Raw genomic sequence first — 26740 nt, 5'->3', positions numbered from 1 at the left:
GCAAGATGCAATCGCCCATAAAAATTGCCCCATTTTTATGTCTACAGGTGATGGAAATGCAGATCAAACGTACGATAGAGAAAATCCCAGGCGGTATGATGCTGGTGCCGCTTTTCCTGGGCGCGTTGTGTCACACCTTTTCCCCCGGCGCCGGGAAATACTTCGGCTCCTTTACCAACGGTATGATCACCGGTACGGTACCTATCCTGGCGGTCTGGTTCTTTTGCATGGGGGCGTCGATCAAGCTAAGCGCCACCGGCACCGTGCTGCGTAAATCAGGTACGTTAGTCATAACCAAGATTCTGGTGGCGTGGGTGGTTGCAGCGATTGCCTCACGCATTCTGCCAGAACATGGCGTAGAGGTCGGATTCTTCGCTGGGTTGTCTACGCTGGCGCTGGTGGCCGCGATGGATATGACCAACGGCGGGTTGTATGCCTCGATTATGCAGCAGTACGGCACCAAAGAAGAGGCTGGGGCGTTTGTCCTGATGTCGCTGGAGTCTGGCCCGCTGATGACCATGGTGATTCTGGGAACTGCCGGGATCGCGTCGTTTGAACTGCACGTATTTGTTGGCGCAGTATTGCCGTTCCTGATTGGTTTTGCGCTGGGTAATCTGGATCCTGAGCTGCGGGAATTCTTCAGTAAGGCCGTGCAGACGCTGATCCCGTTCTTTGCCTTCGCATTAGGTAACACCATTGATTTGAGCGTGATTGCTCAGACCGGCGTGCTGGGTATTCTGCTGGGCGTGGCAGTGATTATCATCACTGGTATTCCATTGATTATCGCCGATAAACTGATTGGTGGTGGCGATGGTACGGCGGGGATTGCGGCTTCCAGTTCTGCGGGGGCGGCGGTTGCTACGCCTGTGCTGATTGCTGAAATGGTTCCGGCATTTAAACCGATGGCACCGGCAGCAACTTCCCTGGTCGCCACGTCGGTGATTGTGACCTCCATTCTGGTGCCGATTATCACGTCTATCTGGTCAAAAAGGGCCAAAGCAAGGGCGGCAGAAATTGATCTTCGTGGCACCGTGAAGTAAGTCTCTTAAGCCGGATGGTCTGCACCATCCGGCTTAATTATTTACCCTTTGACGACAAACACCTCATCGATTGTTCTACACTCACTCTCGTTCAACTCTCCACCGGCATTACGTGACACGCCGGAGCAATAGCCAAACTTACGCGATACCACGGTTTTGATGGTGGTGACAAAATCTTCGCCGATGGCATAGATGGACATGTAGGTGCCAATCTGGTCCTGAATATCGCGAAGCGCTGCCAGGTCGCCCTGCTTAAACGCTTCCCGCGCGCTGACAAACAGTTCCGGCATGACGTTGTTCAACCCTGAAATAATCCCTGCGCCACCTGCCAACAGGTTGGGAATATAGTATTCGTCGTAGCCGGACAGCACGGCAAAATCCTCCCGCACGGCGCGGGTAGTCTGAATCATACTGCGAGTATGAGACTGGCAGTCGACGGTGTCTTTGATACCAGCGAAATTCGGGAACTCAGCGGCGAGGGAGGCAACCAGCTCGGGGGTTAAATCGCAGCCGGTGCGTGCCGGGAAGTTATAGGCAAACCATTTGCCGCTGAGTTTCTGCCCCAACTGACGGAAGTAGCTCAGCAGCTGTTTCGCCGTTTGTCCGTAGTAGTAGGGCGGCAGGATCATCACGGCATCGTAACCTGAGCGATACGCTTCCTGCGCCATCAACAATACATCATTCTGGCAGGTGGATGAGACGTTGGCGACCATCTTCAGCGAGCTCATGGCGCGGGCCTCGCGGATCAGCAATAGCCTTTCTTCGAGCGTAAAGGAAGCAAATTCCCCGATGCTGCCCATCAGCAAAATCACATCGATTTTGGCCTCGGTAAGGCGTTTGAGATGCTGGTTTAGACCGTTGAGATCGATCTTACCGTCATTGTCCATTGGCGTAATGGAAGGACACCAGACGCCAGCAAATTGCGATTGACCAGTCACGTTGTCGACTCCTTATTTGAAATGATGTTTCAAAACCAGCTTACATTGATAGCATGTGTCCCTAAGTTTCATGTGAACCGTGCTCTCATTTTGAGCGACTGGGGTAAAATAAATGTGGTGTAATGGGGGAAATTTATCGGGAGAGGGAACAGATGCGATATCCGGTCGATGTTTTTACGGGCAAAGTTCGGGACTACACGGGAAGCCGTCCCAGCGCGATTGCTAAAGTCCAGATTGACGGTGAGCTGATGCTGACCGAACTGGGGCTGACGGGAGATGAACAGGCGGAAGCGAAAATTCATGGCGGGCCGGATCGCGCGCTGTGTCACTATCCGCGTGAACACTATCAGCACTGGAGACAAGCGTTTCCGGAGCAGGCGGAGCTATTTGTCGCGCCCGCGTTTGGTGAGAACCTCTCTACTGAGGGGCTGACTGAAGAGAATGTGTATATTGGTGACATTTTCCAGTGGGGAGAGGCGTTGATTCAGGTCACGCAGCCGCGCTCGCCGTGCTTTAAGTTGAATTTCCATTTTGGCATCAGCGATATGGCCTGCCAGATGCAGGATGCAGGTAAGACGGGCTGGCTGTGCAGCGTCGTCGCGGCAGGGCTGGTATCTGCAGACGCGCCGTTGATCCTGGCGTCACGCGTGAGCGACGTCAGCGTGCGGGAGGCAATTGCTATCGCCTGGCATATGCCGTTTGATGATTCGCAATATCACCGTTTACTGTCGGCTGCCGGGTTATCAAAAAGTTGGACCAGAACGATGCAAAAGCGTCGTTTAAGCGGCAAGATCGAAGACAATTCCCGCCGTTTGTGGGGGAAATAATTCCCCCTGTCCGTGGAGGCCGGATGAGGCATTACGCCGCCATCCGGCAACACAGAGAGACTCAGGAACGCTTATACAACGGTAACCAAATTACCAGCCGTAAACCACCCAGCGGGCTGTCTTCGGCCTTCACCCAGCCACGATGCTGCTGGATTGCGGTTTCAACAATCGCCAGACCCAGACCTGTTCCGCCAGACTCGCGATCGCGCGCCTCATCGGTACGATAAAACGGACGGAAAATCTGTTCTCTGTCTTCAGGGCTTACACCTGGGCCATCGTCGTCCACGGTGATGGTAATCCCGTCGATATCCACCGCGAAGCCAACTTCAATCTTCGTATGTGAATAGCGCAGGGCATTGCGCACAATGTTTTCCAGCGCACTTTCCAACGCATTTGGGTTACCGTACAGCGGCCACGGACCCGGCGGGAAATTCACCGTGAACGATTTACCCATCTGCTCAGCTTCAAAGGCGGCGTTATCCAGCACTTCGCCCCACAGCTGATTAGCTTTCACCGTTTCACTGACCAGCGCGTTTTTCTGCTGATTACGTGACATCACCAGCAGGTCGTTGATCATGCTGTCTAGTCGGTGTGCTTCTGTTTCAATGCGCTCCAGCTCTTTGCTCTCACCGCTACGACGGCGCAGCAGAGCGGTACCCAGTTGCAGACGTGTTAGCGGTGTTCTCAGCTCGTGAGAGATGTCCGACAGCAGACGTTGCTGCGTGGTCATCATCCGTTCCAGCGCCGTCACCATCTGGTTAAAGCTGGCACCTGCCGCCAGAAACTCCTGCGGACCGGCTTCCAGCTCCGGATGTTGACGCAGGTTGCCCTGGGCCACTTCATCCGCCGCGTTTTTCAACTTACGCGCTGGTTTCGCCAGACTCCAGGCAAGCCAGAGCAATAGCGGAGAGCTGACTAACATGGTGACGATCAGCAATAACAGCGGTCGGTCAAACAGCAGGTTGATAAAGTCAGATTGTGAGCTGCTGGCTGGTCGAATGAGATACAGCTGGTAGTTATCTTCACCGTCTCTGACGGAGAAAGGCCCGACCATCTCAACGCGACCGTATTTTTTCTTTTGCGGATGGTCTGCGTTATCGGCCTGACCAATAAAGTTACGAATGATCTGCATTTCATTGCGTTCTGCGCCGATCACGCGTCCTTCCGTCGTAACAAGTAATAACCGCTGTCCTGGCGGCGCCCACTTGTCTATCGCCCGAAACAAGCGACGCCACCACATCAAATCGTTGGGTGGATCGTTCGCCAGTTCAGCTTCAACGTGTTGCTCAATCATTAACCCCTGGCGCTGCTCGCTGTCCAGTAGCTCGGTCATCTGGCGTGAGTCGAGCTTGGGTAACATCAGTACCAACATCAACACCAGTGCCAGCGTCAACCAGAAGATGGCAAAGATGCGCGCGGTTAAGCTCCCTATCATGAAGCGGAAACCATCAGGTAGCCGCGACCACGCAGGGTTTTAAACCACGGGTGTCCGTCTTTACGCTCTGGCAGCTTACGACGCAGGTTCGAGATATGCATATCGATAGCGCGATCGAAAGGCGTCAGGCGTTTACCCAGCACTTCCTGGCTCAGGTGCTCACGCGAAACCACCTGACCGAGATGCTGTGCCAGCAAATAAAGCAGGGTGAATTCGGTGCCGGTTAACTCCAGAATTTGCCCGTCAAAGCTGGCTTCCTGGCGACCCGGATTAAGGCTTAACGCATCTACTTCCAGAGTCGGCGAGCCGTTATCGCTGTTCTGCTGCTGTTCGCTCCAGTGTGAGCGACGCAGAATAGCGCGGATGCGCGCGACCAGTTCACGGTCGTTAAACGGTTTGGGTAAATAGTCGTCCGCGCCCAGCTCAAGGCCAAGTACGCGATCCAATTCGCTGCCGCGAGCGGTCAGCATGATTACGGGTGTCTGGTGTGTCTGACGAAGTGCTTTCAGCGTATCAATGCCGTTTTTCTTCGGCATCATGACGTCGAGCAAAAGTAAATCGATGCTGTCATCCAGAAGCTCAAGCGCCTGTTCCCCATCATAGGCAACCAGCACATCAAAACCTTCCATTTCGAGCAACTCCTTTAACAGGGAAGTCAGCTCTCGGTCATCATCAACTAACAGGATTTTATTCATTGTTTACGTACCTCCGAGGCAGAAATTACGTCATCAGGCGTCGCTAATCTATGACTTTACGTTGTTTTACACCCCCTGACGCATGTTTGCAGCCCGAATCGTAAACTGTCTCTCGTTGAATCGCGACAGAAAAGATTTTGGGAGCAAGTGATGGGCAAAGTTAGCGCTGCCGTCATGGCCTCAACGCTGGCACTCAGTACATTTAGCCATGCAGCTGAAGTCGTCACAGGCGATCACTGGCACCTGGGTGAAGGCTCATCGCAACGTAGCGTTCAGAGCCACATGTTTGACGGTATCAGTTTAACCGAACATCAACGTCAACAGATGCGAGATTTAATGCAGCAGGCAAGACACGAACAGCCTCCTGTTAATGTTAGCGAAATGGAGACAATGCATCGCCTTGTCACCGCAGAGAAATTTGATGAAAGCGCAGTGCGCGCTCAGGCAGAAAGAATGGCGCAAGAACAGGTTGCCCGCCAGGTTGAAATAGCCAGGATCCGCAACCAGATGTATCGCCTGTTAACGCCCGAGCAGCAAGCGGTTTTAAATGAGAAACATGAACAACGAATGGAGCAACTGCGCGACGTAGCGCACTGGAAAAAAAGCTCATCGTTGAATTTATTGAGTAGTAGCAACTCACGTTCCCAGTAGTAACCCTGTTTTCCTTGCCATAGACACCATCCCTGTCTTCCCCCACATGATGTGGGGGTTTTTTTTGCCCAAAATTTGTCACTCGGTTATTGCCTGACTGTTTTACTTCATCCGTTATACTAGCGGCATATTCTGGCTGGAGTGTTTATGAATCATACCTATGGGCGGCTGGTGAGCCGGGCGGCAATCGCGGCGACCGTGATGGCATCGCTGTTACTATTGATCAAAATTTTCGCGTGGTGGTACACCGGATCGGTCAGTATTCTGGCTGCACTGGTGGATTCTCTGGTGGACATTGCGGCGTCGTTAACCAACCTGTTGGTGGTGCGCTATTCGCTGCAACCGGCCGATGATGAACATACGTTCGGACACGGAAAAGCGGAATCACTGGCGGCGCTGGCGCAAAGCATGTTTATTTCCGGTTCGGCGCTGTTTTTATTCCTGACCGGGATTCAGCATCTCATCCAACCGACGCCGATGAAAGATCCCGGCGTTGGGGTGGTTGTCACCATCATTGCGTTAGTGTGTACAATCATTCTGGTCTCGTTTCAGCGCTGGGTAGTGAAGCGTACGCAAAGTCAGGCCGTTCGGGCAGATATGCTTCATTATCAGTCTGATGTTATGATGAACGGTGCGATTCTCATTGCGCTCGGGCTGGCATGGTACGGCTGGCATCGTGCGGATGCCTTGTTTGCGCTCGGGATTGGCATCTATATTTTATATAGCGCATTACGCATGGGGTATGAGGCAGTGCAATCTTTGCTGGATCGCGCTTTACCCGATGAGGAACGTCAGGAAATTATTGATATCGTGACGTCATGGCCTGGGGTCAGCGGCGCTCACGATCTTCGCACGCGGCAGTCAGGGCCGACCCGCTTTATTCAGATTCATTTGGAAATGGAAGATAATCTGCCGCTCGTTCAGGCGCATTTAGTGGCTGAACAGGTTGAGCAGGCAATTTTACGGCGTTTCCCGGGATCGGATGTCATCATTCATCAGGATCCCTGTTCAGTCGTACCCAAGGAAGGCAAGGTGTTTGAGCTTTCATAATTCGTTGTAAAAAGTGAACCGGGCCAGCATTTTGTGTATAAATTACCACCATTTGGCCTGACCTGAATCAATTCAGCAGGAAGTGATTGTTATACTATCTGCATATTCGTTGGATCGTTTCGATATGCGGAATCGACTTCCGGCAGCAGATTTCATTTTGCATTCCAAAGTTCAGAGGTAGTCATGATTAAGAAAATCGGTGTGTTGACAAGCGGCGGTGATGCGCCGGGCATGAACGCAGCAATCCGTGGTGTTGTACGTGCAGCGTTGACGGAAGGGCTGGAAGTCATGGGGATCCATGATGGCTACCTGGGTTTGTATGAAGACCGTATGGTCCAGCTTGACCGCTACAGCGTGTCCGACATGATCAACCGTGGCGGTACTTTCCTCGGTTCAGCTCGCTTCCCGGAATTCCGCGACGAAAACGTGCGTGCGGTGGCTATCGAAAACCTGAAAAAGCGTGGCATTGATGCGCTGGTTGTTATCGGCGGTGACGGTTCTTACATGGGTGCAAAACGCCTGACTGAAATGGGCTTCCCATGCATCGGTCTGCCGGGCACTATCGACAACGATATCAAGGGCACCGACTACACCATCGGTTACTTCACCGCTCTGGGTACTGTAGTAGAAGCGATTGACCGTCTGCGTGATACCTCTTCTTCTCACCAGCGTATTTCCATCGTTGAAGTGATGGGCCGCTACTGTGGCGATCTGACCCTGGCGGCTGCAATTGCCGGTGGTTGTGAGTTCGTAGTGGTTCCGGAAGTGGAATTCAGTCGCGACGATTTGGTTGCTGAAATCAAAGCGGGCATCGCGAAAGGTAAAAAACACGCAATCGTAGCGATCACTGAACACATGTGTGACGTTGACGAACTGGCGCATTACATCGAGAAGGAAACGGGCCGCGAAACGCGTTCGACCGTGTTGGGTCACATTCAGCGTGGTGGTTCCCCGGTTCCTTACGATCGTATCCTGGCATCACGTATGGGCGCATATGCTATTGAACTGCTGCTGGCAGGTCATGGCGGTCGCTGTGTCGGTATTCAGAACGAGCAACTGGTTCACCACGATATCATCGATGCTATCGAGAACATGAAGCGTCCATTCAAAGGTGACTGGCTGGACTGCGCGAAAAAACTGTACTGATTGTTTTTTGTTGCCCGGTGGCGCTTCGCTTACCGGGCCTACAGAGTGTACTCTTGTAGGCCGGATAAGGCGTAAGTCGTCATCCGGCACAACCTTCCTCATTTATTCCCCGAAGTTATAGCAAATCTTTTTTTATTCTTTAATGTTTGGATGCCTTTCTGGCACGCTTTGCTCATCACAACATCACATAAGGGAGCTGGGCGATGAACAAATGGGGCGTAGGGTTAACATTATTGCTGGCATCAACCAGCGTTCTGGCAAAGGATATTCAGTTACTTAACGTATCGTACGATCCAACACGTGAACTGTACGAGCAGTACAATAAAGCCTTCAGCGCGCACTGGAAGCAGGAAACGGGCGATAACGTCGTGATCCGCCAGTCGCACGGCGGCTCTGGTAAACAGGCGACCTCTGTCATCAACGGTATTGAAGCCGATGTGGTGACGTTGGCACTGGCATATGACGTGGATGCCATTGCTGAACGTGGTCGAATTGATAAAAACTGGATTAAGCGCTTGCCGGATAACTCTGCGCCTTACACCTCCACCATCGTGTTCCTGGTCCGCAAAGGCAACCCCAAACAAATTCATGACTGGAACGATTTGATCAAACCCGGCGTGTCAGTGATTACACCAAACCCGAAAAGCTCAGGCGGCGCACGCTGGAACTATCTGGCGGCATGGGGCTATGCCCTGCACCACAACAACAACGATCAGGCCAAGGCACAAGACTTTGTGAAGGCCCTGTATAAAAACGTTGAGGTGCTCGATTCTGGTGCACGTGGCTCAACCAATACTTTCGTTGAACGTGGTATCGGTGATGTGCTGATCGCCTGGGAAAACGAAGCGCTGCTGGCAACGAACGAGCTGGGTAAAGACAAATTTGAGATAGTGACGCCGAGTGAATCTATTCTCGCGGAGCCGACCGTTTCCGTGGTCGATAAAGTGGTGGAAAAGAAAGACACCAAAGCGGTGGCGGAAGCTTATCTGAAGTATCTCTACTCTCCGGAAGGCCAGGAAATTGCAGCGAAAAACTACTATCGTCCACGTGATACAGACGTTGCGAAGAAATACGAAAATGCATTTCCGCAGCTGAAGCTGTTCACCATCGACGAAGAGTTTGGCGGCTGGACAAAAGCGCAGAAAGAGCACTTCTCTAATGGCGGTACGTTCGACCAGATCAGCAAACGCTAAATAAGTCTGTGATTTACCGACCCGGTGGCCTAACGCGACCGGGTTTTTTATTTGTCATGGTTTTGCGTTACTCTTGCCCTTCAATGGGATACAGGAAACGCGTAATGAAAAAAGCAGGCTATCTTTTACTGGCGGTGATTGTGATCGCCGCCGCTGCAGGCATCGGGTACTGGAAATTCACCGGCAACCCGGACGCATTACGCCAGATCGTCCTTCAACAATGCTTACCGCACCAGTTGCAGCAGCAGGATCCTGCACCATGCGCAGAAGTGAAGACGGATGCCGGATATGTGGTGTTCAAAGACCGTAACGGCCCTTTGCAATATTTGTTGATGCCCACTTATCGCATTAACGGTACGGAAAGCCCACTGCTGTTGAAATCAGGCACGCCGAACTTTTTCTGGCTGGCCTGGCAGGCGCGTAGCTTTATGAGCCAAAAATACGGCCAGGAAATCCCTGACAAAGCAGTCTCTCTGACCATTAACTCACGTAGCGGGCGTACTCAAAATCACCTGCATATTCATATCTCCTGCCTGCGAACCGATGTCAGAAAACAGCTGGATGACAACCTGGCGAAAATCAGCACCCGCTGGCTACCTCTACCAGGTGGGCTGCGCGGTCATGAATATCTGGCGCGTCGCGTCACGGAAAATGAACTGGCACAACGCAGCCCATTTATGATGCTGGCAGAAGAGGTGCCGGATGCACGTGAGCATATGGGCAGCTATGCGTTGGCGATGGTGCGTCAGAGCGATGAATCCTTTGTTCTGCTGGCTACTCAGCGCAATCTGCTGGCGCTGAATCTCGCCTCCGCTGAGGAAATTCAGGATCATCAATGTGATATTCTGCGTTAACCCCACCTAATCTGGCGTTTACTCCGCATGCCTGTCCCCGTATTCTTGTTGAAAAAAACAACAGGAGACAGGCATGTCGCTCTGGCTTACACACCCTCTGTTTATCCCCTCTCTGGTGGTTGGCATCACCATTCTGCTCTGGGCTACGTCGCTGCTGCCGGAGTTTATAACGGCGCTGCTGTTCTTTGCCGTGGCGATGGTCGCCAAAATCGCGCCACCGGATGTGATCTTTGGCGGCTTTGCGTCCTCCGCATTCTGGTTGGTGTTTAGCGGCTTTGTGCTGGGTATCGCGATTCGTAAAACGGGGCTGGCGGACAGGGCGGCGAGGGCGCTGTCATCACGGTTGACCGACTCCTGGCCGTTAATGGTGGCGAGTGTGGTGCTGTTGAGTTACGCGCTGGCGTTTGTAATGCCATCCAACATGGGCCGCATTGCGCTGCTGATGCCGATTGTCGCAGCGATGGCGAAACGAGCTGGAATTAACGATGGTACGCGCGCCTGGTATGGTCTGGCACTGGCCGTTGGGTTTGGGACATTCCAGCTTTCTGCGACGATTTTACCCGCAAACGTACCGAATCTGGTGATGAGCGGCGCGGCGGAAGGCTCTTACGGCATCCACCTCAATTATCTTCCCTATTTGCTGCTGCATACGCCGGTTCTGGGTTGGCTTAAAGGCGCAGTTCTCATCGTGCTTATCTGCTGGCTGTTCCCTGGCAAGCCCCATGCGCCACGCGATCTCACGCCGTCGGAACCGATGAGTGGAGATGAAAAACGTCTGGCCTGGATGTTAGCGGTGGTGTTGCTTCTTTGGGTAAGCGAAAGCTGGCACGGCATTGGCCCCGCGTGGACCGGGCTGGCGGCGGCAGTTATCACATTGCTCCCACGGGTTGGCTTTATCAATGGCGACGAGTTTTCCACTGGGGTCAACATTCGTACCTGTATTTATGTGGCGGGTATTCTGGGGCTGGCGATCACCGTCACGCAGACAGGTATTGGTAGCGCCGTTGGCGAAGCGCTGTTACAGGTGATGCCGCTGGATGCGGAAAAGCCGTTTACCAGTTTCCTCGCGCTGACCGGTATTACCACGGCGCTTAATTTTATTATGACGGCGAACGGTGTTCCGGCGCTGTATACCACGTTGGCGCAAAGCTTTGCCGATGCGACGGGATTCCCGCTGCTGTCGGTGATTATGATCCAGGTGCTGGGTTATTCCACACCACTGTTGCCGTATCAGGCTTCACCGATCGTGGTGGCGATGGCGCTCGGGAAAGTACCTGCAAGGGCAGGGATGCTGCTGTGTATCGCACTGGCGGCGGCAACGTATTTGATTCTTCTGCCGCTGGATTACGCCTGGTTTACGGTGTTGGGAAAACTGTAGCTGTATCAAAATGTTAATTTTATGTTTTGTGAGTGAGTGAATTGTATTATGCGCGGCAATATCGGTTAATGCCTGAGCGCAGATTTGCGCACTGGAAACTCAAGGATTGATTCATGGACAGTTTGACCCCCATCCGCCGCTGGCCTGCCATCATCTCGCTTGTGATTACGCTGACCATCTGGTTTGTTATCCCGTGTCCTCCTGACGTAACCCCGCAAGCATGGCACCTGCTGGCACTGTTTATTGGTACGATCGCCGCGATTATCGGTAAAGCTATGCCCATTGGTGCAATTGCGATTGTGGCGATTATGCTGGTGGCGATGACAGGCGTTACTAACCCAGGCAAACCCTCCGCGGCATTGAACGATGCATTGAGTGGTTTTTCTAACCAGCTAATCTGGCTGATTGGTTTATCCATTATGCTGTCGCAAAGTCTGTTAAAGACCGGCCTGGGCGCGCGTATTGGCTACGGGTTTATTGCGCTCTTTGGTAAAAGAACGCTGGGTATTGCGTGGGCATTAACCCTTGCGGAAACGCTAATTGCACCCGTAACGCCAAGCAATACCGCGCGTGGTGGTGGCATTATCCACCCGGTAATGCGGGCGATTGCGGAGAGCCTCGGCTCGCAGCCAGGCCATGCCGAGAATGGCTCAACGGGCCGTTATCTCGCGCTGGTGAACTACAACATTAACCCGATCAGCTCGGCAATGTTCATCACCGCGACCGCACCTAATCCGTTAATCGTCAGTTTTTTGACAAAGGGGACGGATGGCGTGCTGAACATGACCTGGGGAATGTGGGCTATTGCGGCGCTTCTTCCCGCACTGGTATCACTGGTTGTCATGCCGATTGTAATCTGGTGGCTCTATCCGCCAGCTATCACGCGCACGCCAAATGCGCCGCAGTTTGCGCGGCAAAAACTGGATGCGCTGGGTCCACTTTCTTTGGCAGAGAAAATCACCCTGGGGGTGTTCATTTTGCTGCTCTGTCTATGGGCGGGTGTTCCAGCAATGCTGATGGGCAGTGCCTGGAGCGTAAACCCCACTAGCGCCGCGTTAATTGGATTGTCGATTCTATTGATGGCGGGTGTATTGAGCTGGGATGACATTCTTAAATGCCGCGGGGCATGGGATACGATAGTCTGGTTTGCCGCGCTGGTGATGATGGCGGATTTTCTCAGCAAACTGGGATTGGTAGGATGGCTGGCAACCAGCGTGGGTAGCGCAATCGACCATCTTGGCGTGCACTGGAGTGTTGCGACGCTGTTGTTGATCCTGCTTTACGTCTACTCGCACTACTTTTTCGCCAGCACAACTGCGCATATTACGGCTATGTTCGCTGCGTTCTTTGCCGCAGGCTTAGGCCTCGGCGCGCCGCCAGCGCTGCTTGGTTTAATGCTCGGTTTCTCCTCCTCCTTGATGATGTCGCTCACGCACTATGGCACGGGTACTGCGCCTATTATCTTTGGTTCGGGCTATGTCACGTTGGCGGAGTGGTGGAAAACGGGGCTGGTGATGAGTGTGATCAACCTGACCATTTGGGGTGTGACCGGCGCCTTCTGGTGGCACTGGTTGGGATACTGGTAGTTAATACAGCGGGAGGAGGGCTCCTCCCGCCTTAACAACTTAAGCCTGTTTAGCGGCTTCTGCTGCTTTAACGATGACTGCGAAGGCATCTGCTTTCAGAGAAGCACCACCAACCAGCGCACCGTCGATGTCCGGCTGAGCGAACAGTTCTGCCGCGTTAGCTGCGTTTACAGAACCGCCGTACTGGATGATAACTTGCTCAGCGATTTTCGCGTCAGCTTTAGCAATGTGGTCACGAATAAATTTGTGAACAGCCTGAGCCTGAGCAGGAGTTGCAGATTTGCCGGTACCAATAGCCCATACTGGTTCGTAAGCGATAACGACGCCTTCGAATGCTGCCGCGCCCTGAGTTTTCAGAACCGCGTCGATCTGACGTGCACAAACTTCTTCAGTTTTGCCCGCTTCGTTTTCTGCTTCGGTTTCACCGATGCACAGAACTGGAGTCAGACCCTGCTCTTTCAGCACGGCGAATTTTTTAGCGATCAGCTCGTCAGATTCTTTGTGGTAAGTACGACGCTCAGAGTGACCGATAATGATGTACTGCGCGCCGATGTCTTTCAGCATTTCAGCACTTGTTTCACCAGTGAATGCGCCAGACAGGTTCAGGTCAACGTTCTGCGCGCCCAGAATGATGTGGCTACCGGCAGCGGCGTGTTTCGCCAGGTCGATATACATTTCCGGTGGAGCAATCGCTACTGCACAGCCAGCAACGCCAGCCAGTTCTTTACGCAGGTTAGCAACCAGTTCGTTTACCATGTGGCGGCTGCCGTTCAGTTTCCAGTTACCCATCACTAAAGGATGTCGCATTTCATTTCTCCACGCTTGTCAGCGAATTAAGGAATATGGCCGCCCGTGAGGGCAGCATGGTCTGTGAAACAGTATAGAGATTCATCCCCTGAAAGGCTTTGCTTTTTGTCATCAATTCGCCTTCTCAAGACTTTCTGATAGTACCAGCTTAATCGGTTCAACAGCGAAGGTCAGTCCTTTTTCACCGTTGTCAGCAACAACATAGCGAATTGCGCCTTCTGTTTCAGCGTAATAGCGCTTACCTTTGCCTGCGGCGAGCAGTTTTTGCAGCTTTTTCTGGCTCTGTTCTTTCGTCAGCAGCGGCGCGACGGTGCGGATGACGGCGGTCATGTATTCCAGCGCTTTCGCTTTGGCTGCCTTTTGTTCTGGCCCCTGAATGGGTAACCAGGTTATCTGCATGCTTTTGATTTTAAGGGTGCCGCGTTCAAGAGCGGAAGACGCATACAGGTTTTCATTGATTTTACTGGCTGCGCGGGTGAGATTTGCTCGATCGCGACTGCTGTCGATGGCACGGAACTCATTCAGAATAAGCTTCGGATTCTGCGTATTAAAGTTTTCACGAAACTGGCTAATCGACAGGTCAAAGGTCGGCGCGCCCGCCAGTAAATAGGGGGCCGTGGTTGCCGTCGACGGCTCTTCCGCCAGTACCGCAGTGCTCGCGGTTAAGGCTGAAAACAATAATAAAAACAGTGTAAATCCTTGCTTCATCAATCGTACCTTTCATTCTCATTGCTCACGATTAAAACGGTAACCGTCGAGCTTGTCAAAAGGGTAAACTGTTCTGGAAGGTAATAATAAAGGAACTTACATGACCATACAGCAGTGGTTATTCTCATTTAAAGGGCGCATCGGGCGCCGTGATTTCTGGATTTGGATTGGCCTCTGGATCGTCAGCATGCTGGTTCTGTTTTCGCTGGCGAGCAAAGAATTACTCGATATTCAGACCGCGGCTTTTTGTCTGGTGTGTCTGCTATGGCCAACGGCGGCAGTGACGGTAAAACGTCTGCATGACCGGGGGCGCTCCGGAGCGTGGGCGCTGTTGATGATCCTGGCGTGGATGCTGCTGGCCGGAAATTGGGCGATTTTACCCGGCGTCTGGCAATGGGCGGTAGGCCGCTTTGTTCCAACGTTGATTCTGGTTGGTATGCTTATCGATCTGGGGGCGTTCATTGGCACCCAGGACGCGAATAAATATGGTAAGGATACGCAGGACGTAAAGTACAGAGCTGACTCGTAGGCCGGATAAGCGTAAGCGCCATCCGGCAAAATGCCCGGGTGTTTACCGGGCATTGAAACGTTCTTACCAGTAGTGCTCTGCGGTCATATGGCCCGGTCGACGGCGCAGGTGTTTGGTCATTTGCCGGGTCTCTTTCAGCAACTGCTGCGTGTCGCGTACCATTTGCGGGTTTCCGCACAGCATCACATGGCTGGTTTCTTTATCCATTGGCAACCCGACTGCTTTTTCTAGCTCACCGCTTTCAATCAACGCCGGTACACGTCCGGTCAGCGAATCTGCGGCTGTTTCACGGCTGACAACCGTCTGGATGCGTAATTTACCTTCGTAGCGTTTTTCCAACGACTGCATCAACGGTAGATAGCTCAAATCGGCGGCATAGCGCGCGGCGTGGACCAGCACCAGATTTTTAAAGCGATCCAGGTCCTTGCCTAACTGCAGAATCGACAAATATGGGCCGATAGCCGTGCCGGTCGCCAGCATCCATAGCGTTTCGCAATCGGGGACTTCATCCAGCACGAAGAAACCAGCAGCTTCACTCACCACCTGCACTTCATCGCCTGGCTTCAGTGCTGCCAGACGAGGGCTGAGTTTGCCGTCGGGAACCGTCACCAGATAAAACTCTAAATCGGGGTTATCAGGGGCATTTACGTAAGAATAGGCGCGCTGGACGCGTTCGCCGTCGATCTCAAGGCCAAGCTTAGTGAACTGACCTGCAGTGAAAGGAAGAACTGGAGCTCGCACGGTCAAACTAAACAGGGCATCGGTCCAGTTTTGCACCTTTGTGACTTTGCCTGTTACCCAATCTGCCATGGTTTTCTCCTGTCTGCTTTGATTGCCTTATCTTCGTTCGTTGGACGAAAGATTTCCAGCCCATATGGGCTGGAAGGCTCTATTGATCAAATCAATTACAGGATGTGCGCCTGCACATCGGGATCTTTACGATCGAGGTAGTGAATCGACTGAATGCGACGGATCGTACGTGATTTGCCGCGGATCAGCAGCGTTTCGGTGGTCGCGATATTACCTTTACGGCTAATCCCTTCCAGCAAATCGCCTTTGGTGATGCCGGTGGCGGAGAAAATGACGTTGTCGCTACGCGCCATTTCATCGAGGCGCAGCGCTTTGCCCGCTTCAATGCCCATGGCGGCGCAACGAGCCAGTTCTTGTTCGCCAATGCGACGGTTCTCTTCGCTGTCGCCTTTGACGTCATGACGCGCCAGCAAACGGCCCTGCATGTCGCCGTCCAGTGCGCGGATCACCGCTGCGGAAACCACACCTTCAGGTGCGCCGCCAATGCCGTACAGCACGTCAACTTCACTGTCTGGCATGCAGGTCAGAATGGAGGCCGCAACGTCGCCGTCTGGAATAGCGAAGACGCGCACGCCCAGTTTTTGCATTTCGGCGATCGTTTCATCATGGCGTGGTTTGGCCAGAATGGTTACGGTCAGCTCACTCAGCGGTTTATTGAGTGCAGCGGCAACGTTATGCAGGTTGGCTTCCAGCGACAGGTTCAGGTCGATAGACCCTTTTGCGCCTGGGCCGACAATCAGCTTTTCCATGTACATATCTGGCGCATTCAGGAAGCAGCCTTTATCGCCCACAGCCAGTACGGCCAGCGCGTTTGCCTGACCCATTGCCGTCATGCGTGTACCTTCGATAGGATCGACGGCGATGTCGACCGCATCACCAAGACCGGTCCCGACTTTTTCACCGATAAACAGCATCGGCGCTTCATCAATCTCACCCTCGCCAATCACGATGGTGCCGTCGATGTTGACCTGGTTGAGCATAATACGCATGGCGTTCACTGCCGCGCCGTCAGCGGTATTTTTATCGCCGCGGCCCAGCCATTTATAGCCAGCCAGCGCGGCCGCTTCGGTCACGCGTGAAAATTCAATGGCAAGTTCTCGTCTCATTGCAAACTCGTAGCTGAAAGGAATGGCGCGAAGTGTAGCACAGGGGAGGGGGCGAGATTATTGATGTGTGTGCGGGGTTGCCCCCGCACGAAGATTTTGCCGGATAAGCCAAAGTAGCCATCCGGCAATGACGTATTACTCGTCGTGATCTTCCCATGCCATGGCGCGTTTGACCGCTTTTTTCCAGCCGCTGTAACGGAAGTTACGCTCGGTGGTTTCGATGCCTGGACGGAATTCACGCTCGATGACCGCTTTCTCCTGCAACTCATCCAGATTCTGCCAGAAGCCTACTGCCAGGCCAGCCAGGTACGCTGCACCTAATGCGGTGACTTCGCGAACTTCCGGACACTCTACGCGGGTGCCCAGAATGTCAGACTGGAACTGCATCAGGAAGTTGTTGGCGACCGCACCGCCGTCAACGCGCAGGGCGTGCAGACGAATACCGGAGTCAGCCTGCATCGCTTCCAGAACATCACGCGTCTGATAAGCGATAGACTCAAGCGTTGCGCGGATGATGTGGTTGGAGTTTACGCCACGGGTCAGGCCGAAGATGGCGCCACGTGCATACGGGTCCCAGTACGGTGCACCCAGGCCAGTAAATGCCGGAACGACGTACACGCCGTTGGTGTCTTTCACTTTGGTGGCGAAATACTCAGAGTCGAATGCATCGCTGATGAGTTTCATTTCATCGCGCAGCCACTGAATGGATGCGCCAGCCATAAATACCGCACCTTCCAGCGCGTAGTTCACTTCCCCGGTCGGTCCGCAGGCGATGGTGGTCAGCAGTCCGTTTTCGGACTTAACGGCTTTCTCACCGGTATTCATCAGCATGAAGCAGCCGGTACCGTAAGTGTTTTTCGCCATCCCTTCCTTTACGCACAGCTGGCCAAACAGAGCTGCCTGCTGGTCACCGGCGATACCGGAGATAGGAATACGAATGCCGCCTTTACCACCAATGTTGGTCTGACCGTACACTTCAGAAGAGCGACGCACTTCTGGCAGCATGGCGCGCGGAATATCCAGCGCATCCAGCATCGTGTCATCCCAGTCCAGGGAGTGGATGTTGAACAGCATGGTACGTGAAGCGTTGGTGTAATCCGTGACGTGTACGCGTCCCTGCGTCATTTTCCAGATAAGCCAGGTGTCCACGGTACCAAACAGCAGTTCGCCGCGACGAGCGCGCTCACGCGAGCCTTCAACGTGGTCGAGGATCCATTTCACCTTGGTGCCAGAGAAGTACGGGTCAATCACCAGGCCGGTGTTGTTACGGATGTATTCTTCCATGCCATCGCGCTTAAGCTTTTCGCAGATATCTGCGGTACGACGACACTGCCACACAATGGCGTTGTAGATTGGTTTACCGGTCTCACGCTCCCAGACGATGGTGGTTTCACGCTGGTTGGTAATACCGATCGCTGCAATTTCATCGGAACTGATATCGGCTTTCGCCAGAACTTCAACCAGCGTAGAGCTTTGGGTTGCCCAAATTTCCATTGGGTCGTGTTCTACCCAACCTGCTTTCGGGTAGATTTGCTCGAATTCGCGCTGTGAAACGGCAACGATATTCGCATCGTGGTCCATTACGACCGCGCGGGAGCTGGTGGTGCCCTGGTCGAGCGCAACGATATATTTTTTTTCAGTCATAATTTTTGTCCCGTAGTCACATTACAGCGAAGCTTTTTGTTGAGTGTTGGCCGCCGCGTCTTTTTCTTCAATCACGCAGACATCGCACGGTAAATGGCGACCAATCAGTTTGCGATATGCCCATGCGCCCAAAATCGCGCCGGTAATCGGGCCAAATACCGGAACCAGGAAGTAAGGGATATCGCGACCACCTGTGAAGGCAATCTCACCCCATCCGGCCATCCAGGCGAAGAGTTTCGGTCCGAAGTCACGTGCCGGGTTCATCGCAAAACCTGTCAGCGGACCCATGGAAGCACCAATAACGGCAATTAATAAGCCAATCAGCAGTGGTGCCAGCGGACCACGAGGTACACCGTTACCATCGTCGGTCAGAGCCAGAATCAGCCCCATTAGAATAGCGGTAATGACCATTTCAACCGCGAAGGCCTGCACAAAATTGATATGCGGATTCGGATAGGTGGAGAAAGTACCCGCCAGACCCAGGCTTTCGGTAGTGCCACGCACGATATGGTTGGTTTGTTCAAAATCGATGAAAAGATTGTAATAAAGCCCGTAAACCAATGCCGCTGCGCAAAAGGCGCCGGCAATTTGCGAAATAATAAAAGGGACAACTTTGCGTTTATCAAAACAGGCGAACAGCCAGAGTGCGATGGTTACCGCGGGATTCAGGTGTGCACCAGAAACGCCTGCGGTCAGATAGATAGCCATTGCTACCCCCAGACCCCAGATGATACTGATTTCCCACTGACCAAAAGTAGCACCAGCTACTTTGAGTGCAGCGACACAGCCCACACCGAAGAAAATCAACAACCCGGTACCGAGGAATTCAGCAATGCACTGGCCTTTTAAGGTTGAGGTTTGACTCATAATCGGATCCTGAAGAGAGTTTAATGTTTATTGTGTGCGAGAAGGTCACTGACATCCCCGGAGCCGGTAGGCACACTGTTAATTTATCGTTAACGCTCAAAAACGAGAAATATCGAAATTAAAATGTGTGTACTGCATCAACAAAATGAGCGTTTTCGCGCCATTGTGCGGTATTTGTTATACAAAAATAGTGTGAGCTGAATCATTTCACTGATCAATCTGTTAACACTTAAGAGTTATGACAGTCATGTCACCAGGAGAAAGACTAAAAGTGTTGCAAACCGCAATCTGCGCGGGATGCCGCTGGACAGGGATGACGCGGCTTCATACAATCGGTGTTAAGTAGAGTGCGCTCGTTTTTATTAAGGCGTCGCCGGTTATCGGGACGAGGATTTTTATCCATCAACGCCTTGCAATTCAGGAGAGGTATGACGATGTCATTAGAAGTGTTTGAGAAACTGGAAGCAAAAGTACAGCAGGCGATTGATACCATCACGTTGTTACAGATGGAAATCGAAGAGCTGAAAGAAAAGAACAACTCACTGTCGCAGGAAGTTCAGACTGCACAGCAGCAGCGTGAAGAGCTGGAGCGTGAGAACAACAACCTGAAAGAACAGCAGAATGGCTGGCAGGATCGTCTGCATGCCCTGCTGGGTCGTATGGAAGAAGTCTAATTACGCTTCATCTTTCGTGCCGTAGCTGCGTTGGCTGCGCTCAGTTACCCCAGTCACGTAGTTTACTACGCTCCTGGGGATACCTTCGTTTGCCGCCTTGCTACAAGACGAAATCTATTGCGTAATCGTTCCTGTGTAGGCCGGATAAGGCGTAAGCCGTCATCCGGCAATACAATCGTTTTACCGCAACACAACGTTAATTTCAGGCATTCAAACCCCCATCTACGTCCAGACCGGTGCCGGAAATCTGCCCAGCCGCTGGGCTTGCCAGAAACGTCACCGCCGCTGCAACATCCTCCGGTGTTCCGTAATGCCCTGTAGCAATAAGCTGCCGTTGGGATTCTGCCTGCTCGCCATCTGCCGGGTTCATATCACTGTCAGTTGGGCCGGGATGGACAAGATTAACGGTAATACCCCGTGGGCCGAGATCGCGAGCCAGGCCACGGGTTAGCGAGTTGAGCGCTGATTTAGTCATCGCGTAGACGGCAATCCCCGGCTGGGCGACGCGGTTGGCAAGACAACTGCCAATATTGATGATTCGCCCACCTTCAGGGAGATGCGGTAGCGCGGCCTGTATGGCAACTACCACGCCACGGATGTTCACGTTAATCAATGCGTCGATGTCTTCCAGTGACAGCGACTCCAGCGGGCCGCCGCGTGCGATCCCTGCGTTGTTGACCAGGATATCCAGTCCTCCGAGTGACTGTACCGTGCGGTTTACGGCATTCTGAATCGCCTGAGCGTCTGCACTGTTTGCCTGAATCGCCTCACCATGGCGGCCAAGTGCTGTAATTTCATCGGCAACGGCCTAGGCTTTCTCCGCAGATTTTTCATAGGTTATAACAACATCAGCACCGGCTTTCGCCAGCGACAGTGCAATGGCGCGCCCTAATCCACGACTGGCTCCGGTGACCAGCGCTTTTTTACCTGTCAGATCGATATGCATGATGACCTCGTGATGAGAGTGATGAGATTCATCATTAGGTATAGAGAGAGTTTTTTCTTCGTCAATGCGCTGGATGGGGGAATCGGAAGGGTGGTGTGGCAAAAAAAAGCCAGTCAGTTGTTTAACCGACTGGCATCACACCGAATTGCGGTGTTTTCTTTACTCGATATCGAGCGGGTCTTCGGAGAGGATTATACCGGTGTTGTCGGCGTACAGGTGATCGCCAGAGAAGAACGTTACACCGCCAAAGTTGACGCGTACATCGCTTTCTCCAATACCTTCCCCTGCGGCACCGACCGGAATCGCGGCAATCGCCTGAATGCCGATATCCAGTTCTTCCAGATCGTCTACCTGACGGACTGAGCCGTAGATGACCAGACCTTCCCATTCATTCTGTACGGCCAGTCGAGCCAGTTCGGCATCGACCAGCGCACGACGGACAGAACCACCGCCATCGACCAGCAGAATGCGACCACGGCCGTTTTGTTCGAGCAGATCGTACAGCAACCCGTTGTCCTCGAAACATTTTACCGTGATGATTTGTCCGCCAAACGACGACCGTCCTCCAAAGTTAGAGAACAGTGGTTCCACGACGTTGACATCTTCCTGATAGATGTCACAAAGCTCGGATGTATCGTATTTCATAGGCTCAACGTTCAGTTGCTGCGAGAATTTTTAGTATATCGCGCTATGTGTACTGTTGGCAAAATCATCAATTGTTAATTGATATTTGTCAGTTAAAGAGACCACTGACTTAAGAAAATTCCAACGACAAACAGAAGGTTAGTTAACAATGCCGCTTTTACGGTGCGTTCCAGCATTGGGCGCATTGCCGCAGGATCCATCTCACGCATCACGTATCGCGCCTGTTTAATCAGCAGCGGAGCGGCGAGGATAAACAGCCATCCCCACAGGCTTTGCAGTGAGAACAGGTTAAACAGGGCCAGGCAGACCAGCGTGCCCATCAGCAGACAGGCGTGGTAGCGGCGGGCATTGACAGCGCCTAAACGTACGACCAGTGTGTTCTTGCCGTTCTCTCTGTCGCTGTTGATATCGCGCAGATTGTTGACGTTGAGCACGGCAGTTGCCAGCAGGCCGCAGGCGGTAGCAGGCAGAATGAGCGCCGGAATCAACGTATGCGCCTGCAGATACCAGCTTCCCATAACGCTCAGCCAGCCGAAGAACACCAGCACGGAAATATCGCCCAGACCGATATATCCGTAAGGGCGATTGCCTACGGTATAGGTGATTGCGGCGATGATCGACAGGCCGCCGAGCACCAGGAAGCCGACAAAATCTGCCAGCGTGTGACAGGCCACAGCAACCAGGGCCAGACCGGACAGGCAGATCAAGACCACGGTGACGATCAGCGCCCGCTTCATCTGCTGTTGGGTGATGACCCCTTTTTGCATACCGCGCAGCGGTCCTATGCGGTCGGGCTTGTCGCTGCCTTTGACGGCATCGCCATAGTCGTTAGCGAGATTGGACAGAATTTGCAGTAATCCCGCCGTAATCAATGCCAGCAGAGCAACCAGCGGATTGAAGTATCCTTGCCACCATGCTAATGCCGTACCGACGATGATCGCCGCGAAGGCGAGCGGTAAGGTCTTAGGTCGTAAACTTTCCAGCCAGGCTTGTGAGCGGCTAATTTGTTGTTGTTCAGTCATATTTAGCGCCAATAAAAATGGGGCTTTATCAGCCCCATCAACAGTGATGAAAATGCATTGAACGCGATTATAGGATAAAACGGCTCAGATCTTCATCTGCGACCAGCGCATCCAGATGTTTGCTCACATATTCGGCATCAATTGTGATGCTTTGGCCGTTCAAATCGCTCGCATCATAGGAAATATCTTCCATCAGACGTTCCAGAACGGTATGCAGACGACGTGCACCGATGTTTTCGGTGGTTTCGTTAACCTGCCAGGCCGCTTCGGCAATGCGTTTAATACCGGATTCAGTGAAGTTGATGTCCACACCTTCAGTCGCCATCAGCGCTTTGTACTGCACGGTGATGGAGGCATTCGGTTCAGTAAGGATACGCTCAAAATCGCTGGTGGTCAGCGCCTGCAGCTCGACACGAATCGGCAGACGACCCTGCAGTTCCGGGATCAGGTCGGACGGTTTCGCCACCTGGAATGCGCCAGAGGCGATAAACAGAATATGATCTGTTTTCACCATACCGTGCTTGGTGGACACCGTGCAGCCTTCAACCAGCGGCAGCAGGTCGCGCTGTACGCCTTCGCGGGACACGTCCGGGCCGGAGGATTCACCGCGTTTACAGATTTTGTCGATTTCGTCGATAAACACGATCCCGTGCTGCTCAACGGCGTCGATAGCTTCTTGTTTCAGCTCTTCCGGGTTCACCAGTTTGGCCGCTTCTTCTTCAATCAGCAGTTTCATCGCGTCTTTGATTTTCAGCTTACGCGGTTTTTGCTTCTGACCGCCCAGGTTCTGGAACATGGACTGCAGCTGGCTGGTCATCTCTTCCATTCCCGGAGGCGCCATAATTTCAACGCCCATCGGTGCGGCCGCGAGATCGATTTCGATCTCTTTATCATCCAGCTGGCCTTCACGCAGTTTTTTACGGAACGCCTGACGCGCTGCAGAAGGTTCCTGCGGCTGTTCAGACTGTCCCCAGTTATTTTTAGCCGGTGGGATCAGCACGTCGAGAATGCGCTCTTCCGCCATCTCTTCAGCGCGGAAGCGGTTTTTCTCGATTGCCTGAACGCGGACCATCTTAATGGCAGCATCGGTCAGATCGCGGATGATCGAGTCAACTTCTTTACCAACATAGCCAACTTCGGTGAATTTGGTTGCTTCAACTTTGATGAACGGCGCGTTGGCCAGTTTTGCCAGACGACGGGCGATTTCGGTTTTACCGACGCCGGTCGGGCCAATCATCAGAATGTTTTTCGGCGTGACTTCATGGCGCAACTCTTCGTTGAGCTGCATACGACGCCAGCGGTTACGCAGGGCAATCGCCACGGAACGCTTAGCGTTATCCTGGCCGATGATGTGTTTGTTCAGTTCGCTGACAATTTCGCGTGGGGTCATTTCAGACATGGGGGATCCTTACGCTTTGGAGTTCAATTCTTCGATGGTATGGAAGTGGTTGGTATAAATGCAGATATCCCCTGCAATATCCAACGCTTTCTCAGCAATCTCGCGTGCGCCAAGCTCGGTGTTTTCCAGCAGAGCGCGTGCAGCAGCCTGGGCGTAGGGACCGCCGGAGCCGATGGCAATCAGATCGTTTTCTGGCTGGATGACGTCGCCGTTACCGGTGATGATGAGCGATGCCGTTTCATCTGCGACGGCCAGCAGCGCTTCGAGTTTGCGCAGCATACGGTCTGTACGCCAGTCTTTTGCCAGTTCAACGGCAGCCTTCACCAGGTGGCCCTGGTGCATTTCCAGCTTGCGTTCAAACAGTTCAAACAGCGTGAATGCATCCGCAGTACCGCCCGCAAAGCCCGCGATGACTTTGTCGTTGTACAGACGGCGGACTTTCTTCACGTTGCCTTTCATTACGGTGTTACCCAGTGTGGCCTGACCATCACCGGCGATTACCACATGGCCGTTACGGCGTACGCTTACTATTGTTGTCACGAGCAGACCCCTTGGTTACAAATGCAATGTACAGGCCCCGCACAGTGTGCGGGGCGTAATGCAAGTATAGATGGGGGGGATTTTGGGGGTTTCAACCCCCAGTGGCGAGTCGAATGCAGTTTGTGTGACCAGCCACCTTCAGGCGGCTGATGGTGTTGTCGGCATTCTCTTTGCCTTTGACCGGACCAATGACCACGCGATTCCAGCCGTTATTGGTGGTAATACGCGAGTTGAACCCTTCAAAGGCCAGCTGCGCGCGCACGGTTTCCGCCTGCTCAGCGCCTTTAAATGACCCGCACTGAACCATCCAGCGGCGTTCATCTTTTTTCTCCGCCGTCTGTTTTGGCGGCTGCGTTTCATTCGTTATTGGCGCGGCCGGTTGCGTTTTCGGCTGAGCGGCGGTGGTATGCGCAGGCGTTTGCAGCAAATCCTGATACGGCTGTTGCGCCGCCGGTTTTGGCTGTGCTTTCGGCTGCTGTACCGGCGCGGTTTGCGCCGTACGCGTTTGCGGCTGCTGGTAAGGCTGTTCCGCTACCCGTGGTTGCGTGCGCGGCTGTTGAGCCTGCTGCTGCGTGTTGGCCCATTGCTGTTGCTGTACCTGACGCTGGCGCTGCAACGTTTGCTGACGCTGTTCAGGCGTTTGTTCGTTCCACGGCACTTCGTTGAGCTGCGTTGGCTGTTGACGCATATCAGCCTGCATCTGCGCCAATAGCTGGCGCTGCTCATTGGTTAGCTGATCGGCGTTCAGCACCTCGCCGCCGGCAGACGGTTCGGTAGGCGCACGTACGCCAGGCTGACGGCTTTCCAGCTCTTTAATGTATCGCCAGCGCTCTTCCGGTTTTGGCGGGATGCCATTACCGGTGACTTTCTGGTTTTGCAGCGTTTCGGACTCTTCTTTCTTGTGATGCGTAATGAAATACAGACCACCGATAAAGGTCACGAGTACGGCTGCAGCAATAGCAACCATTGCGGGCGATACCGCAGGCGTATTGCGTTGTTTTTTCCGTGATGTGCTCTTCTTGCGCCGCGAAGGTGCCGGTTGGCCGCGACGTACATAATCTCGTTGTGCCACTATCGTTTCGCTGTATTTATTCGTTCGTCAGCCCGCCATGTTACTTAAGCGGCGGGCCTTTGACCAGACAGGGGAGTCCGAAAGCACTTTACTTTACGTCAGTGCCCGGGTAGTACCCCGAATAATAAGCTCGCAGTCCAGTAAACGTGAGCCACTGCTGACGTTCTGTCCTTGTAATTGATCGAGCAGTAACAGCATAGCTTCACGTCCGATATCGAAACGCGGCTGTGCGACGGTTGTCAGGGGTGGATCACAAAATTCCGCGAGCGAAATGTTATCGAAGCCGATAATCGATAAATCGTCGGGCACCTTCAGGCCCTGACGTTTGGCGTAAGAGAGGGCACCTTCAGGCCCTGACGTTTGGCGTAAGAGAGGGCGCCAAGCGCCATGACATCGCTGTGACAAAAGACCGCGGTAGGCGGCTGTGGTAGCGCCAGGAGCTGTTTAAGCGCATTGGCTCCCGCTTCATAGGTAAAGTCACCGCGCGCGATGAAATGCGGATCGACAGTAATTCCGCTGCGACGTAGTGCCTGAACGTAACCTTGCAGACGGTAATGGCACAGCGGCATATCTTCGGGCCCGGCGATACAGCCAATGCGTTTATGCCCCAGTTCCAGCAGATAGTTCATCGCGTTGAAGGCGGCGGTGAGGTTATCAATGTGCACGGTGGGTAGTTCCAGCTCTGGCGCGAACTCGTTGGACATAACCATCGGTGGCAAGTTGCGTTGCTCTTCCACGCTGGCATCAAACGGCAGGCGCGAGCTGAGCAGCACCATGCCATCGATCTGCTTGGTAATTATGAGGTTGAGGAAGGTCTTTTCCTGCTGGTTCTGGTGCGCGCAATCGCCGATAAGCACCAGATATCCCTGTTCTGCGGCGGTGACTTCGATGCCACGAATCACTTCGCTAAAAAATGGATCGCAGATATCCGGCACAATCACCAGAATGGTACGCGATTCATTACGCTTAACGTTACGCCCCATTGATTGGGGTAAATATCCCACTTCAAGCGCTGCCTGCTCAACCTTGTTACGGGTTGACTGCGAGACTTTGTCTGGGTTCATTAATGCGCGGGATACGGTTGCCGTTGAGACTTTCGCCTTCAGAGCAACATCTTTCATCGTAGCGGCGGCAACCTGCTTATTCGGTTTCACTCTTTCTCCTCGCCAGAGAGCTGC

The 26740-nt window shown here is 53.2% G+C and carries 25 protein-coding genes and 2 pseudogenes; 11 read left to right on the top strand and 16 right to left on the bottom strand.

Annotated features, from left to right (window positions below):
- Nucleotides 1-56: 56 nt before the first annotated feature.
- Nucleotides 57-1040: a 2-keto-3-deoxygluconate transporter gene (kdgT, locus tag SK39_RS10675; protein WP_048216996.1), complete on the top strand. Its 984-nt coding sequence runs from the start codon at nt 57-59 to the stop codon at nt 1038-1040.
- Between the two features lie 41 nt (nt 1041-1081).
- Here kdgT and SK39_RS10670 read toward each other — a convergent pair whose 3' ends face one another.
- A complete protein-coding gene (locus SK39_RS10670; protein ID WP_003847870.1) occupies nt 1082-1978 on the bottom strand; it encodes a dihydrodipicolinate synthase family protein in 897 nt (298 codons plus the stop codon).
- 152 nt (nt 1979-2130) lie between these two features.
- Between SK39_RS10670 and yiiM the strand changes: the two genes are divergently transcribed.
- Nucleotides 2131-2805, top strand: a complete 675-nt coding sequence (yiiM, locus tag SK39_RS10665; RefSeq protein WP_003028749.1) for a 6-hydroxyaminopurine reductase — start codon at nt 2131-2133, stop codon at nt 2803-2805.
- Between the two features lie 61 nt (nt 2806-2866).
- Here yiiM and cpxA read toward each other — a convergent pair whose 3' ends face one another.
- Both cpxA and cpxR read right to left on the bottom strand, forming a co-directional pair.
- The gene (gene cpxA, locus SK39_RS10660; RefSeq protein WP_048216995.1) at nt 2867-4240 is read right to left on the bottom strand and encodes an envelope stress sensor histidine kinase CpxA; all 1374 of its coding nucleotides are present in this window, start codon (nt 4238-4240) and stop codon (nt 2867-2869) included.
- The gene (gene cpxR, locus SK39_RS10655; RefSeq protein ID WP_003028763.1) at nt 4237-4935 is read right to left on the bottom strand and encodes an envelope stress response regulator transcription factor CpxR; all 699 of its coding nucleotides are present in this window, start codon (nt 4933-4935) and stop codon (nt 4237-4239) included. The genes cpxA and cpxR overlap by 4 nt, the downstream gene beginning before the upstream one ends.
- Nucleotides 4936-5085: 150 nt before the next feature.
- On the opposite strand from cpxR, the gene cpxP reads away from it, so the two are divergent.
- From cpxP to SK39_RS10620, 7 genes are all read left to right on the top strand, one after another.
- Nucleotides 5086-5586: a cell-envelope stress modulator CpxP gene (cpxP, locus tag SK39_RS10650; protein WP_003028767.1), complete on the top strand. Its 501-nt coding sequence runs from the start codon at nt 5086-5088 to the stop codon at nt 5584-5586.
- A gap of 147 nt (nt 5587-5733) precedes the next feature.
- Complete coding sequence (gene fieF, locus SK39_RS10645) at nt 5734-6636, top strand: CDF family cation-efflux transporter FieF (protein WP_003028775.1); 903 nt, start codon at nt 5734-5736, stop codon at nt 6634-6636.
- 183 nt (nt 6637-6819) lie between these two features.
- A complete protein-coding gene (gene pfkA, locus SK39_RS10640; protein WP_003028778.1) occupies nt 6820-7782 on the top strand; it encodes a 6-phosphofructokinase in 963 nt (320 codons plus the stop codon).
- 203 nt (nt 7783-7985) lie between these two features.
- Complete coding sequence (gene sbp, locus SK39_RS10635; RefSeq protein ID WP_048216994.1) at nt 7986-8975, top strand: sulfate/thiosulfate ABC transporter substrate-binding protein Sbp; 990 nt, start codon at nt 7986-7988, stop codon at nt 8973-8975.
- Nucleotides 8976-9079: 104 nt separating this feature from the next.
- Complete coding sequence (locus SK39_RS10630) at nt 9080-9829, top strand: CDP-diacylglycerol diphosphatase (RefSeq protein ID WP_048216993.1); 750 nt, start codon at nt 9080-9082, stop codon at nt 9827-9829.
- 73 nt (nt 9830-9902) lie between these two features.
- The gene (locus SK39_RS10625) at nt 9903-11207 is read left to right on the top strand and encodes an SLC13 family permease (protein ID WP_003840496.1); all 1305 of its coding nucleotides are present in this window, start codon (nt 9903-9905) and stop codon (nt 11205-11207) included.
- Nucleotides 11208-11320: 113 nt separating this feature from the next.
- Nucleotides 11321-12793, top strand: a complete 1473-nt coding sequence (locus tag SK39_RS10620; RefSeq protein ID WP_048216992.1) for a DASS family sodium-coupled anion symporter — start codon at nt 11321-11323, stop codon at nt 12791-12793.
- Between the two features lie 39 nt (nt 12794-12832).
- On the opposite strand, the gene tpiA is transcribed toward SK39_RS10620, so the two are convergent.
- Both tpiA and SK39_RS10610 read right to left on the bottom strand, forming a co-directional pair.
- Nucleotides 12833-13600, bottom strand: a complete 768-nt coding sequence (gene tpiA, locus SK39_RS10615) for a triose-phosphate isomerase (protein WP_003028783.1) — start codon at nt 13598-13600, stop codon at nt 12833-12835.
- Between the two features lie 111 nt (nt 13601-13711).
- The gene (locus SK39_RS10610; protein WP_003028785.1) at nt 13712-14308 is read right to left on the bottom strand and encodes a YiiQ family protein; all 597 of its coding nucleotides are present in this window, start codon (nt 14306-14308) and stop codon (nt 13712-13714) included.
- A 100-nt stretch (nt 14309-14408) separates the two neighbouring features.
- Here SK39_RS10610 and SK39_RS10605 point away from each other — a divergent pair, with 100 nt between their 5' ends.
- Nucleotides 14409-14837: a DUF805 domain-containing protein gene (locus SK39_RS10605; RefSeq protein WP_048216991.1), complete on the top strand. Its 429-nt coding sequence runs from the start codon at nt 14409-14411 to the stop codon at nt 14835-14837.
- Nucleotides 14838-14900: 63 nt separating this feature from the next.
- Here SK39_RS10605 and fpr read toward each other — a convergent pair whose 3' ends face one another.
- From fpr to SK39_RS10585, 4 genes are all read right to left on the bottom strand, one after another.
- Nucleotides 14901-15647, bottom strand: coding sequence for a ferredoxin--NADP(+) reductase (fpr, locus tag SK39_RS10600; protein WP_048216990.1), 747 nt, complete (start codon nt 15645-15647; stop codon nt 14901-14903).
- Between the two features lie 95 nt (nt 15648-15742).
- On the bottom strand, nt 15743-16753 hold the full coding sequence (gene glpX / locus SK39_RS10595) for a class II fructose-bisphosphatase (RefSeq protein WP_003840506.1): 1011 nt from the start codon (nt 16751-16753) through the stop codon (nt 15743-15745).
- A 135-nt stretch (nt 16754-16888) separates the two neighbouring features.
- Nucleotides 16889-18397, bottom strand: coding sequence for a glycerol kinase GlpK (gene glpK / locus SK39_RS10590; protein ID WP_048216989.1), 1509 nt, complete (start codon nt 18395-18397; stop codon nt 16889-16891).
- Between the two features lie 21 nt (nt 18398-18418).
- Nucleotides 18419-19264: an MIP/aquaporin family protein gene (locus tag SK39_RS10585; RefSeq protein ID WP_003028793.1), complete on the bottom strand. Its 846-nt coding sequence runs from the start codon at nt 19262-19264 to the stop codon at nt 18419-18421.
- Between the two features lie 428 nt (nt 19265-19692).
- Between SK39_RS10585 and zapB the strand changes: the two genes are divergently transcribed.
- On the top strand, nt 19693-19938 hold the full coding sequence (zapB, locus tag SK39_RS10580) for a septal ring assembly protein ZapB (protein ID WP_088732415.1): 246 nt from the start codon (nt 19693-19695) through the stop codon (nt 19936-19938).
- Between the two features lie 202 nt (nt 19939-20140).
- On the opposite strand, the pseudogene SK39_RS10575 reads toward zapB, so the two are convergent.
- The 7 genes and pseudogenes from SK39_RS10575 to cytR form a co-directional block, all read right to left on the bottom strand.
- A pseudogene (locus tag SK39_RS10575) lies at nt 20141-20884 on the bottom strand (SDR family NAD(P)-dependent oxidoreductase).
- A gap of 159 nt (nt 20885-21043) precedes the next feature.
- Nucleotides 21044-21529 carry a ribonuclease E activity regulator RraA gene (gene rraA, locus SK39_RS10570; RefSeq protein ID WP_003028798.1) on the bottom strand — a complete coding sequence of 162 codons (486 nt, stop codon included), beginning with the start codon at nt 21527-21529 and terminating at the stop codon, nt 21044-21046.
- A 92-nt stretch (nt 21530-21621) separates the two neighbouring features.
- Nucleotides 21622-22551, bottom strand: coding sequence for a 1,4-dihydroxy-2-naphthoate polyprenyltransferase (menA, locus tag SK39_RS10565; protein ID WP_003028801.1), 930 nt, complete (start codon nt 22549-22551; stop codon nt 21622-21624).
- A gap of 67 nt (nt 22552-22618) precedes the next feature.
- Nucleotides 22619-23950 carry an HslU--HslV peptidase ATPase subunit gene (hslU, locus tag SK39_RS10560; RefSeq protein WP_003028803.1) on the bottom strand — a complete coding sequence of 444 codons (1332 nt, stop codon included), beginning with the start codon at nt 23948-23950 and terminating at the stop codon, nt 22619-22621.
- A gap of 9 nt (nt 23951-23959) precedes the next feature.
- Entirely contained in the window at nt 23960-24490 is a 531-nt protein-coding gene (gene hslV, locus SK39_RS10555) for an ATP-dependent protease subunit HslV (protein ID WP_003028805.1), read from the bottom strand.
- Between the two features lie 91 nt (nt 24491-24581).
- Nucleotides 24582-25562, bottom strand: a complete 981-nt coding sequence (ftsN, locus tag SK39_RS10550; RefSeq protein WP_003840513.1) for a cell division protein FtsN — start codon at nt 25560-25562, stop codon at nt 24582-24584.
- A 93-nt stretch (nt 25563-25655) separates the two neighbouring features.
- Nucleotides 25656-26716 (bottom strand): annotated as a pseudogene (gene cytR, locus SK39_RS10545) (DNA-binding transcriptional regulator CytR).
- Between the last annotated feature and the right edge of the window lie 24 nt (nt 26717-26740).

The sequence above is a fragment of the Citrobacter sp. BIDMC107 genome, from assembly GCF_001037575.1.
GTDB classification, from domain to species: Bacteria; Pseudomonadota; Gammaproteobacteria; order Enterobacterales; family Enterobacteriaceae; genus Citrobacter; species Citrobacter freundii.
This window is presented reverse-complemented; position numbering and strand designations above follow the sequence as displayed.